The sequence below is a fragment of the Pseudomonas sp. QL9 genome (assembly GCF_041409665.1).
Lineage (GTDB): Bacteria > Pseudomonadota > Gammaproteobacteria > Pseudomonadales > Pseudomonadaceae > Pseudomonas > Pseudomonas knackmussii.
This window is the reverse complement of record NZ_CP166971.1, coordinates 3,166,735-3,177,803: the sequence shown is the minus strand read 5'-3', so window position 1 is coordinate 3,177,803 and position 11,069 is coordinate 3,166,735. Positions and strand designations below refer to the sequence as shown.

Annotated in this window: 10 protein-coding genes; 7 read left to right on the top strand and 3 right to left on the bottom strand. The window is 66.1% G+C overall.

Translation table 11 applies throughout. From position 1 onward, the window contains the following. The first annotated feature begins 37 nt into the window (after positions 1–37). The 5 genes from selO to ACA097_RS14910 all read left to right on the top strand — a co-directional run bounded on the left by selO (position 38) and on the right by ACA097_RS14910 (position 4,820). Entirely contained in the window at positions 38–1,498 is a 1,461-nt protein-coding gene (gene selO, locus ACA097_RS14930) for a protein adenylyltransferase SelO (RefSeq protein WP_371364194.1), read from the top strand. Between the two features lie 124 nt (positions 1,499–1,622). Beyond that, positions 1,623–2,900, top strand: a complete 1,278-nt coding sequence (locus ACA097_RS14925; protein ID WP_371364192.1) for a bifunctional O-acetylhomoserine aminocarboxypropyltransferase/cysteine synthase — start codon at positions 1,623–1,625, stop codon at positions 2,898–2,900. A 52-nt stretch (positions 2,901–2,952) separates the two neighbouring features. Next, entirely contained in the window at positions 2,953–3,387 is a 435-nt protein-coding gene (gene trxC, locus ACA097_RS14920; protein ID WP_371364190.1) for a thioredoxin TrxC, read from the top strand. A gap of 103 nt (positions 3,388–3,490) precedes the next feature. Then, positions 3,491–3,934, top strand: a complete 444-nt coding sequence (locus ACA097_RS14915; RefSeq protein WP_371364188.1) for a YiiD C-terminal domain-containing protein — start codon at positions 3,491–3,493, stop codon at positions 3,932–3,934. Between the two features lie 76 nt (positions 3,935–4,010). Next, entirely contained in the window at positions 4,011–4,820 is an 810-nt protein-coding gene (locus ACA097_RS14910; protein ID WP_043255897.1) for a universal stress protein, read from the top strand. Between the two features lie 4 nt (positions 4,821–4,824). On the opposite strand, the gene ACA097_RS14905 is transcribed toward ACA097_RS14910, so the two are convergent. Next, positions 4,825–5,592 (bottom strand): ParA family protein, encoded by a 768-nt coding sequence (locus ACA097_RS14905; protein ID WP_043255899.1) that lies wholly within the window; start codon positions 5,590–5,592, stop codon positions 4,825–4,827. Between the two features lie 89 nt (positions 5,593–5,681). Then, positions 5,682–6,575: a LysR substrate-binding domain-containing protein gene (locus tag ACA097_RS14900; protein WP_371364186.1), complete on the bottom strand. Its 894-nt coding sequence runs from the start codon at positions 6,573–6,575 to the stop codon at positions 5,682–5,684. A gap of 182 nt (positions 6,576–6,757) precedes the next feature. On the opposite strand from ACA097_RS14900, the gene ACA097_RS14895 reads away from it, so the two are divergent. Beyond that, positions 6,758–8,080 carry an MFS transporter gene (locus ACA097_RS14895; RefSeq protein WP_371364184.1) on the top strand — a complete coding sequence of 441 codons (1,323 nt, stop codon included), beginning with the start codon at positions 6,758–6,760 and terminating at the stop codon, positions 8,078–8,080. 261 nt (positions 8,081–8,341) lie between these two features. Continuing rightward, complete coding sequence (gene gabP, locus ACA097_RS14890; RefSeq protein ID WP_371364182.1) at positions 8,342–9,736, top strand: GABA permease; 1,395 nt, start codon at positions 8,342–8,344, stop codon at positions 9,734–9,736. 161 nt (positions 9,737–9,897) lie between these two features. Here the strand turns inward: gabP and hemE are convergent, their stop codons facing one another. Then, positions 9,898–10,962: a uroporphyrinogen decarboxylase gene (hemE, locus tag ACA097_RS14885; protein WP_371364180.1), complete on the bottom strand. Its 1,065-nt coding sequence runs from the start codon at positions 10,960–10,962 to the stop codon at positions 9,898–9,900. Between the last annotated feature and the right edge of the window lie 107 nt (positions 10,963–11,069).

Sequence of the window (11,069 nt, the reverse complement as noted above, 5' to 3'; positions counted from 1 at the left end):
AAGTCCGAGCACAATGCTCGGACTTACCGGAGTCAGCATGAAAGCCCTCGACGAACTCTCCTTCGACAATCGCTTCGCCCGCCTGGGCGACGCCTTCTCCACCGAAGTCCTCCCCGATCCCATCGCCAACCCGCGCTTGGTCGTCGCCAGCCGCGCCGCCCTGGCGTTGCTCGACCTCGATCCGGCGGTGACCGAGGAGCCGGTGTTCGCCGAGATCTTCGCCGGGCACAAGCTGTGGTCCGAGGCCGAACCGCGCGCCATGGTCTACTCCGGCCACCAGTTCGGCGCCTACAACCCGCGCCTGGGCGATGGCCGCGGCCTGCTACTGGGCGAAGTGATCAACGCCGCTGGCGAGCACTGGGACCTGCACCTCAAGGGCGCCGGCCAGACGCCCTACTCGCGCATGGGCGACGGCCGCGCCGTGCTGCGCAGTTCGATCCGTGAATTCCTCGCCAGCGAGTACCTGTACGCCCTCGGCATCCCCAGCAGCCGTGCGCTCTGCGTGACCGCCTCGGACACCCCGGTCTGGCGCGAGCAGAAGGAAAACGCCGCGATGCTGCTGCGCATGGCGCCCAGCCACGTGCGCTTCGGCCATTTCGAGTACTTCTACTACACCCAGCAGCACGACAAGCTGAAGGAACTGGGCGACTTCGTCCTGGCCAACCACTTCCCGGCCTGCCTGGAGCAGCCGCAACCCTACGCGGCCTTCTTCCGCGAAGTGGTCGAGCGCAACGCCGAACTCATCGCCTACTGGCAGGCCTACGGCTTTTGCCACGGCGTGATGAACACCGACAACATGTCGATCCTCGGCATCACCTTCGACTACGGCCCCTACGCCTTCCTCGACGACTTCGACGCCAAGCACATCTGCAACCACTCCGACGACAGCGGGCGCTACAGCTTCAACAACCAGGTGCCCATCGCCCACTGGAACCTGGCGGCGCTGGGCCAGGCGCTGACGCCCTTCGTCGAGGTGGACGAATTGCGCGAGGCGCTCGGCCTGTTCCTGCCGCTGTACCAGGCCCATTACCTCGACCTGATGCGCCGCCGCCTCGGCCTGACCACGGCCGAGGAAGGCGACCTCGAACTCGTGCAACGTCTGCTGCAGGTGATGCAGAGCGGCGCGGTGGACTACAGCCTGTTCTTCCGCCGCCTCGGCGAGCAGGCGCCGGAACAGGCGCTGGCCACGGTCCGCGAGGATTTCGTCGACCTCGCCGACTTCGATGCCTGGGCCGCCGAATACCTCGCTCGCACCGCGCGCGAAGGCGGCAACCAGGACGAGCGCCGCGCGCGCATGCATGCGGTGAATCCGCTGTACGTGCTGCGCAACTACCTGGCCCAGGAAGCCATTGCAGCTGCCGAACAGGGCGACTACTCGGTGGTGCGCCAGCTGCACGAGGTGCTGAGCAAGCCCTTCGAGGAGCAGCCGGGCGTGGAACACCTGACCCGCCGCCCGCCGGACTGGGGCCGCCACCTGGAGATCAGCTGTTCCTCCTGAGGCGGTTATAAGCTCAGGCGAAATCGATCTGGCGGCGCCCTGCGACAATTGCTCCCGGTCATTGACCGGGCCGCGGCGCCGCTCGCATCCTCAGGGCCTTTCTGCCCACAAGGATGCAAGCGCGATGAAACCGGAAACCCTGGCCGTCCATGCCGGCTACAGCCCCGACCCGACCACCAAGGCCGTGGCCGTGCCGATCTACCAGACCACCTCCTACGCCTTCGACGACACCCAGCACGGCGCCGACCTGTTCGACCTCAAGGTCGCCGGCAACATCTACACGCGCATCATGAACCCCACCAACGACGTGCTGGAGCAGCGCGTCGCGGCGCTGGAAGGCGGGGTCGGCGCGCTCGCCGTGGCCTCGGGCATGGCCGCCATCACCTATGCCATCCAGACCGTCGCCGAGGCCGGCGACAACATCGTCTCGGTGGCCAAGCTCTATGGCGGTACCTACAATCTGCTGGCGCACACCCTGCCGCGCTTCGGCATCCAGACCCGCTTTGCCCCGCACGACGACATCGCTGCGCTGGAAGCGCTGATCGACGAGCGCACCAAGGCAGTCTTCTGCGAATCCATCGGCAACCCGGCGGGTAACATCGTCGATCTCCAGGCCCTGGCCGACGCCGCGCACCGCCACGGCGTGCCGCTGATCGTCGACAACACCGTCGCCACGCCCATCCTCTGCCGGCCCTTCGAGCATGGCGCGGACATCGTGGTGCACTCGCTGACCAAGTACATCGGCGGCCACGGCACCAGCATCGGCGGCATCGTGGTCGACTCCGGCAAGTTCCCCTGGGCGCAGCACAAGGAGCGCTTCCCGCTGCTCAACACGCCGGACCCGTCCTACCACGGCGTGACCTACACCGAAGCCTTCGGCCCGGCGGCCTTCATCGGCCGTTGCCGCGTGGTGCCGCTGCGCAACACCGGCGCGGCGCTCTCGCCATTCAACGCCTTCCTCATCCTGCAGGGCCTGGAAACCCTGGCGCTGCGGATGGAGCGCCATTGCGACAACGCCCTCGCGGTCGCCCACTACCTGCAGCAACACCCGCAAGTGGCCTGGGTGAAGTACGCCGGCCTGCCCGATCATCCGGAACATGCGCTGGCGCAGCGCTACACCGGCGGCAAGCCGGCGGCGATCCTCTCCTTCGGCATCCAGGGCGGCCAGGAAGCCGGGGCGCGCTTCATCGATGCGCTCAAGCTGGTGGTGCGCCTGGTGAACATCGGCGATGCCAAGTCGCTGGCCTGCCACCCGGCCTCCACCACCCACCGCCAGCTCAATGACGACGAGCTGGAGAAGGCCGGCGTTCCGCGTGACATGGTGCGCCTGTCGATCGGCATCGAGCACCGCGACGACATCATCGCCGACCTGGAGCAGGCGCTGGCCGCCGCCGCGGCTTGATATCCGGCGGGCGCGGCTCCAGATAGGGGGAAGCCATATCCGGAGCCGCGTCATGACCGATCCCCTGCTGATTCCCTGCCCACACTGCGGCGGCCTCAACCGCCTGCCGAGCGAACGCCTGAGCGACCATCCCCGCTGCGGCCGCTGCAAGAACGAAGTGCTGCCGGGCACGCCCTTCGCCGTCGACGACGCCGGCTTCGCCGCGCAACTCAAGGGCGACCTGCCGCTGCTGCTGGATGTCTGGGCCGACTGGTGCGGACCCTGCAAGGCGTTCGCGCCGACCTTCGAGCAGGCCGCCGCTCGGCTGAACGGCAGATGCCGCCTGGCCAAGCTCGACAGCGAAGCCAACCAGCACCTCGCCGGGCGCCTGGGCATCCGTTCGATTCCCACGCTGATCCTGTTCAAGGACGGTCGCGAAGTCGCGCGGCAGAGCGGCGCAATGCCCCTTCCCCAGTTGCTCGACTGGCTGTCGCGCCAGGGCATCTGAACCGCCCTGATCGCTTCGGTCAGCCCGGCTGAGCGAAGCGGTCATTGCCGCCATTGACGGCGCGGCTAGGCTTGCGCTGACCCCATGCACAGCGAGGCCGCCCATGTACTTTCCCGAAGAATATGTCCGCCAGCTGACCGAGGAGCACATCGCCTTCGTCAAGCGCACCGGGCTCAAGGCCGAACTCCTCGAGCGCGGCCACGTGCGCCTGCGCATGCCCCTCAAGGGCAACGAGAACCACCTCGGAACCATGTACGCCGCTGCACTCTTCACCCTGGCCGAAATCCCCGGAGGCGTCCTGCGCCTCACCTGCTTCGAAAGCCACAGCTATTACCCGATCGTCAAGGAAGCCAGCCTGCGCTTCCTAAGGCCCGCCAGCAGCGACGTAGTGGTCGAGGCGCGCCTGAGCGAAGCCGATATAGAGCGCATCGCCGAGGAAGCGGCGAGCAAAGGCAAGTCCGAGTACGTGCTCGACCTGCAGCTCAAGGACACCCAAGGCGTGGTGGTCGCCGAAAGCCACGCCGTCTATCAGCTGCGTAGCCGCTGATCAGTGTCATTTGCGTTGGATCAAGATGCCTTCACAGGGATGGACCAAAGTGTCCTGACCTGTGGAGGACGCCACTATGCCCAAGCTCATCCTGGTCGCCCACGACCTTAGCGTGGAGGCCGATGTAGCCGTGCGCCGCGCCGCGCAACTGGCCGCCGAGCACGACGCCGAAGTCTGTCTGCTGCACGTCATCAAGAGTTCCCCGACCGCCGAGCTGCTTGGCAGGACCCGGCAAACCGCCGAAGCCGCCCTGCGCGACAGCGCTCAGGCCGCGGGACTGCAACGCTGCGAACTCCTGATCGGCGAAGGGTTGCCGGCAACGGTGATCGCCAGCACCGCCGAAGAAATGCAGGCCGACTTGCTGGTGACGGGCGCACACCATCCCCAGGTGGTGGAGCACTTTGACGGCACCACCCTGGAGCAGATCCTGCGCTGCTGCCGAGTGCCGGCACTGCTGGCGCTGGACGACCAGCTCCAGCCCTACCAGCGGGTGCTCAGCGCCCTGGACTTCTCGGTGGCCGCCTGCAACGCCTGGCGCGCGGCCTGCTGCTGGCTGCCGCCGCACAGCGAACTGCTGGCCGTGCATGCCTACGACACCGGTTCGGATAACAGGCGGGTGCAAGAACGCCTGGAGGAGCAGCAGGCTCTTCTGGAGCAACTCATGCAGGACGAATGCGCCCAGGTCGGCGAAGCCCTGCCGCATCGCAAGAGCCTGGTGAGCTCGCTGAATATCCGCGTCCTGCTCGACCAGAGCCTGGCCGACTGGCAGCCCCAGCTGCTGGTGCTCGGCAGCCGCGGACGCGCCGCATTGCAACAGGCCCTGCTGGGCAGCACGGCGCGCTACTACCTGCGCCGTCCGCCCTGCGACCTGCTGGTCAGCGCCTGAGGCCTCAGGCCTCGAGCAGGTTGTGCAGTTCGACGAACTGCTGGGTCAGCTTGTGCCGCGGGTCGAGGAAGATCAGCGGCTTACACTCCTGGTGCGACTCGCGCATCTTCACCGAGCTCATCAGGTAGACCGGCAGCACCGGCAGCTCCTCTTCCACCAGTTCGTCGAGCAGTTGCTGCGGCAGGCTGGCGCGCGGCTGGAACTGGTTGACCACGATTCCCTCCACTTCGAGGTCCTCGTTGTGGTCTTCCTTGAGCTCTTCGATCTCGCGCAACAGGCCGTACAGCGCCTGGCGGGAGAAGCTGTCGCAGTCGAAGGGAATCAGGCAGCGATCGGCAGCGATCAGCGCAGAAACCGTGTAGAAGTTCAGCGCTGGCGGCGTATCCAGATAGATCCGGTCGTAGTCCTCTGCCAGCTCGTCGAGCAACTTACGGAGCTTGTTGATCTTGTGCTTGGCCTCGAGCTTGGGCTGCAGATCGGCCAGCTCGGCGGTGGCGGTGACCACGTGGAGGTTGTCGTACGGGGTCTCGTAGATGTCGACCTTGCCCTTGCGCGCGAAGGGGCCGCTGGCCAGGGTCTGCTTGAAGAAGTCGGCGATGCCCATGGGCACGTCCTCGCCGGTCAGACCGGTGAGGTAATGGGTCGAGTTGCCTTGCGCATCAAGGTCCACCAGCAGTGTGCGGTAGCCTTCGGCGGCGCTCACCGCGGCCAGGTTGCAGGCGATGCTGGACTTGCCCACGCCACCCTTCTGATTGAAAACCACGCGACGCATCGGGCATCCCTCCTGCCGTTTAGGAGTCTCGGATTCTATGCAATGGCCATGACGAGGGCGAGCACTTACGCGCGCCGCCGGTCATGCATTCAGGCGGTCACGCTGCGGGTCACCAGGTCGATGAAGCTGAGCGCTGCCGGCGCGCTTTCGTTGCGCCGTCGTACCAGCCAGACCGAGCTGCAGGCGCCGGGGTCGAGCAGGGTGCGGTACACCACGCCGTCGACCCGCGTGCGGCGGAACGAAGCCGGCAGCATGGAGACGCCCAGGCCTGCCGCGACCAGGCCGATGATGGTCATGGCCTCGCCCGCTTCCTGGGCGATGCGCGGGGTGAAGCCGGCCTGGCGGGCCAACGCCTGCAGCTGGTCGTAAAGGCCGGTGCCGTAGCTGCGCGGGAAGAACACGAATGGTTCGTCGGCCAGCGCCGCCATCTCCAACCCTTCGACCGATTCGGCGGCCAGCGGATGGTCGGCGCGCAGGATGGCGACCAACGGCTCGCTGAACAGCTCCACCGCCTCCAGTGACTCGGGCAATGCGAAGGAACGGATCACCCCGACGTGCAGGCGCTCTTCGAGCAGCGCCTCGACGACCTGCCGGCTGCTCATCTCCTGCAGGTCCAGATGCACCTCCGGATAAGCCTGGCGGAAGGCATGGATGCTGCGCGGGATGGTCGAGGTGAAAGGTGCCGAAGCAGTGAAGCCGATGCGCAACTCGCCCAGCTCGCCCTGGTGCGCCCGCCGCGCCAGCAGGACCGCGCGGTCGACCTGGGCGAGCACCTGCCGCGCCTCGTCGAGGAACAGCCGCCCGGCTTCGGTCAGCGCCACCCGACGATTGGTGCGCTCCAGCAGGCGCGCGCCAATCTCCTCTTCCAGCGCCTGGATCTGCTGGCTCAGCGGTGGCTGGGAGATGCCCAACGCCTCTGCCGCGCGGCCGAAGTGCAGTTCTTCGGCGACGGCAATGAAGTAACGCAGGTGACGCAGTTCCATACCCGCCTCTTTGATTCGAAATACATATCAAACGTGTCGAACAATATATTGGAGATAATAAATCCCTGTCCTTATCCTTGCCGCACAAGCCCAAGAACAACTTCCCCACTCTTTCTGCCAGCCGCCTGTGCAAGCGCCCTTCGCTCGCCCGCGGCGCATCCCATCCAGATTCGAGGTGAGTTGTGAGTCACTCCGCCCTGCGGGCTTCCGCGGAACCCGAGCCCGCCGTCATCAAGGCCGCCCAGGAGGCCAACCGAGCGCTGTCCGGCGCCCTCGGCGAGATCGAAAGCTATATCGAGAAAGGCACCCCGGCCTTCCTGCGCACCTCGCTGGCGCTGTTCGCCGGCGGCTTCGCCACCTTCGCCCTGCTCTACTGCGTGCAGCCGATGATGCCGGTGCTGTCGCAGACCTATTCCCTTACCGCTGCGCAGAGCAGCCTGGTGCTGTCCATCGCGACCATCATGATGGCCTGCGGGCTGCTGGTGACCGGGCCGATTTCCGACGCCATCGGCCGCAAGCCGATCATGGTCGCCTCGCTGATCCTCGCCGCCCTGTTCACCCTCGGCAGCGCGGTGATGCCCAGCTGGCATGGCGTGCTGGCCATGCGCGCACTGGTCGGGCTATCGCTCAGCGGCCTGGCGGCGGTGGGCATGACCTACCTGAGCGAGGAAATCCATCCACAGCACCTCGGCTTGTCCATGGGGCTGTACATCAGCGGCAACGCCATTGGCGGCATGAGCGGCCGGCTGATCACCGGCGTGCTGGTGGACTTCGTCTCCTGGCATGCCGCCATCGGCATCCTCGGCGCACTCGCGCTGGTCGCCGCCCTGGTGTTCTGGCGCATCCTCCCGGAGTCGCGCAATTTTCGCCCGACCCCGCTGAACGTGCGGCAATTGGCCGACGGCTTCGCCTCGCACCTGCGCGACGCCGGCCTGCCCTGGTTGTTCCTCGAAGCCTTCCTGCTCATGGGCGCCTTCGTCACCCTGTTCAACTACATCGGCTACCGCCTGCTGGCCGATCCGTACCACCTCAGCCAGTCCGTGGTCGGAGTGCTTTCGCTGGTATACCTGGTGGGCATCTACAGCTCCGCCTGGGTCGGCTCACTGGCTGACCGCCTCGGTCGGCGCAAGGTGCTGTGGGCGGTGATAGTGCTGATGCTCAGCGGCCTGCTGCTGACTTTCGCCAGCCCGCTGCCGCTGATCGTCGCCGGCATGCTGCTGTTCACCTTCGGCTTCTTCGCCGCGCATTCGGTGGCCAGCAGCTGGATCGGCCGTCGCGCGCTCAAGGCCAAGGGGCAAGCCTCGTCGCTGTACCTGTTCTGCTACTACCTGGGCTCCAGCGTCGCGGGCACCACTGGCGGGGTCTTCTGGCACCACTTCGGCTGGACCGGCGTTGGCCTGTTCATCGCCGCCCTGTTGGTCGCCGCCGTGCTGGTTGCCCTGCACTTGGCACGCCTTGCAGTGTTACCGCGCAGCATTCCCGCACCGAGCGCGACACGTGCATGAGTAGTTTCTACACACCCCATACCAAAGACGTCGGCGACTGATACGCCATCGTCGCCGACGGATATGCCTGAAATGCCACCACAACGCCCGTGCCAGCGGGCGTTGTGCGGTTTTTACCCACGCAACAGCTTTCTACGACCAAAGTCGTAACAGAATGTGGCGCGCATCTTGCGTTCACGTCCCCCGCTTAATTCGCTGGATTCTCAAGACAGCCTCGGCTGCGCAGGACGCAATTCCCTTCCTTTTCGCTGTAGGTAATTCATGAGCAGTACCCCTTCCGCCGGTCTGGCCCAAGGCCTGAAAAACCGTCACGTCACCATGTTGTCCATCGCCGGGGCCATTGGCGCCGGCCTGTTCGTCGGCTCCGGCCACGCCATTGCCGAAGCCGGCCCCGCCGTCATGGTGTCCTACCTGGTCGCCGGCCTGCTGGTGGTCCTGGTGATGCGCATGCTCGCCGAAATGGCTGTCGCCCAACCCGACAGCGGCTCCTTCTCCACCTACGCCGACCGCGCCATCGGCCACTGGGCCGGTTTCACCATCGGCTGGCTGTACTGGTGGTTCTGGGTCCTGGTGATCCCGCTGGAAGCCAACGCGGCAGCGGCCATCATCCACGCCTGGATTCCCGGCGCGCCGATCTGGGTCCTGGCCTTCGTCATCACCAGCGCCCTGACCGTCACCAACCTGTTCAGCGTGAAGAACTACGGTGAGTTCGAGTTCTGGCTGGCGCTGATCAAGGTCAGCGCGATCATCGCCTTCCTGGTCCTCGGCTGCGCCGCCATCTTCGGCGTCTCGCTGAACCCGGAAGTCAGCGGCATCAGCCACCTCTGGGCCGACGGCGGCTTCATGCCAAAGGGCTGGGGCGCCGTGCTGGCCGCCCTGCTGACCACCATGTTCTCCTTCATGGGCTCGGAAATCGTCACCATCGCCGCCACCGAGTCGAAGGACCCGGCGCAGCAGATCACCCGCGCCACCAACTCGGTGATCTGGCGTATCGCGCTGTTCTACCTGCTGTCGATCCTGATCGTGGTCTGCCTGGTGCCGTGGAACGACCCGCGCCTGGTAAGCATGGGCTCCTACCAGACCGTGCTGAACCAGCTGAACGTCCCGTACGCCAAGCTGATCGTCGACATCATCGTCCTGGTTTCGGTGACCAGCTGCCTGAACTCGGCGCTCTACACCGCCTCGCGCATGATGTATTCGCTGAGCAAGCGCGGCGACGCCCCGCGCATCGCCCAGGTGACCAGCGTCAGCCGCACCCCGGTGTACGCCGTGCTGCTGTCCACCGCCATGGCTTTCGCCTGCACCTTCGCCAACTACCTGGCCCCGGCTGCGGTGTTCGACTTCCTGCTGGCCAGCTCCGGCGCCATCGCCCTGCTGGTGTACCTGGTAATCGCGATGTCGCAGCTGCGCATGCGCAAGAAGCTGCTCGCCCAGGGCCACCAGCTGAAGCTGAAGATGTGGCTGTTCCCCTGGCTGACCTGGGCGGTGATCGTGTTCATCGTCGCAGCCCTGGCGATCATGCTGATCATGCCGGATCACCGCATGGAAGTAGTCGCCACCACTCTGCTGAGCATCGTGGTCGTCTGCTCCGGCCTGCTGGTCTCGAACCGCCGCAAGGCCCAGCGCGCCAATGGCCTGGTTGCCGACGCCGCCTAAGCGTTTGCACCGGACATGAAAAAGCCCCGCCATTGGCGGGGCTTTTTCGTTTGGGAGGGATTGCCCTCGTAGGAGCGGACCTTGTCCGCGAAAACCGAACCTACCAGCGCGATTCGCGGATGAGATCCGCTCCTACAGGAGCGGCGCTACGCCACAATCCCTCAGTGATACTGCGCCGACAGCTCGTGCACCGCCTCGAAGAAGGCGCCGGCATGGGCCGGGTTGACCTCCGGCGTGATGCCGTGGCCGAGGTTGAACACATGGCCGCTGCCATTGCCGTAGGCGGCGAGGATGCGCGCCACCTCGGTGCGGATCGCTGCCGGGTTGGCGTAGAGCACCGACGGGTCCATGTTGCCCTGCAGGGCGACCTTGTCGCCGACCCGGGCGCGGGCGCTGCCGATGTCGCAGGTCCAGTCCAGGCCAAGCGCTTCGGCGCCGGTGTCGGCCATGGATTCCAGCCACAGGCCGCCGCCCTTGGTGAACAGGATCACCGGTACGCGGCGACCGTCGTGCTCGCGGATCAGGCCGTCGACGATCTTCTTCATGTAGGCCAGTGAGAACTCCTGGTAGGCCGCGGACGACAGGCTGCCACCCCAGGAATCGAAGATCTGCACGGCCTGGGCGCCGGCGCGAATCTGCCCGTTGAGGTAGCTGGTCACCGACTGCGCCAGCTTGTCGAGCAGCGCATGCATGGCCTGCGGATTGTCGTAGAGCATCGCCTTGGACTTGCGGAAGTCCTTGCTGGAGCCGCCCTCGACCATGTAGGTGGCGAGCGTCCAGGGGCTGCCGGAGAAGCCGATCAGCGGCACGCGGCCGTTCAGCTCGCGGCGAATGGTACGCACGGCATCCATCACGTAGCCCAGGTCCTTCTCCGGATCGGGGATCGGCAGCGCCTCAATGTCGGCCAGGCTGGAGACGACCTTCTTGAAGCGCGGACCTTCGCCGCTCTCGAAGTACAGGCCCTGGCCCATGGCGTCGGGGATGGTGAGGATGTCGGAGAAGAGGATCGCGGCGTCCAGCTGCGGATAACGATCCAGCGGCTGCAGGGTGACCTCGCAAGCCAGCTGCGGATTCATGCACAGGCTCATGAAGTCGCCGGCCTTGGCGCGGGTGGCGCGGTATTCCGGCAGGTAGCGGCCGGCCTGGCGCATCATCCACACCGGGGTGACGTCGACGGGCTGCTTGAGCAGGGCACGGAGGAAGCGATCGTTCTTCAGGGCGGTCATGGCGGCATCCGGCAGAAAAGTGCCGGCATTTTCGCAAAGCCCAAAGCAAAAGGCACGGCGGGTGCCGTGCCTTTTGTCATTCGCGGCAGAATGCCGCAGCCGTGGGC

Coding starts and splice junctions, on each gene's coding strand:
- trxC (WP_371364190.1), top strand. CDS start 2,953: ATGACCGATCCCCTGCTGATTCCCTGCCCACACTGCGGCGGCCTCAAC.
- ACA097_RS14915 (WP_371364188.1), top strand. CDS start 3,491: ATGTACTTTCCCGAAGAATATGTCCGCCAGCTGACCGAGGAGCACATC.
- ACA097_RS14910 (WP_043255897.1), top strand. CDS start 4,011: ATGCCCAAGCTCATCCTGGTCGCCCACGACCTTAGCGTGGAGGCCGAT.
- gabP (WP_371364182.1), top strand. CDS start 8,342: ATGAGCAGTACCCCTTCCGCCGGTCTGGCCCAAGGCCTGAAAAACCGT.
- selO (WP_371364194.1), top strand. CDS start 38: ATGAAAGCCCTCGACGAACTCTCCTTCGACAATCGCTTCGCCCGCCTG.
- ACA097_RS14900 (WP_371364186.1), bottom strand. CDS start 6,575: ATGGAACTGCGTCACCTGCGTTACTTCATTGCCGTCGCCGAAGAACTG.
- ACA097_RS14905 (WP_043255899.1), bottom strand. CDS start 5,592: ATGCGTCGCGTGGTTTTCAATCAGAAGGGTGGCGTGGGCAAGTCCAGC.
- ACA097_RS14925 (WP_371364192.1), top strand. CDS start 1,623: ATGAAACCGGAAACCCTGGCCGTCCATGCCGGCTACAGCCCCGACCCG.
- hemE (WP_371364180.1), bottom strand. CDS start 10,962: ATGACCGCCCTGAAGAACGATCGCTTCCTCCGTGCCCTGCTCAAGCAG.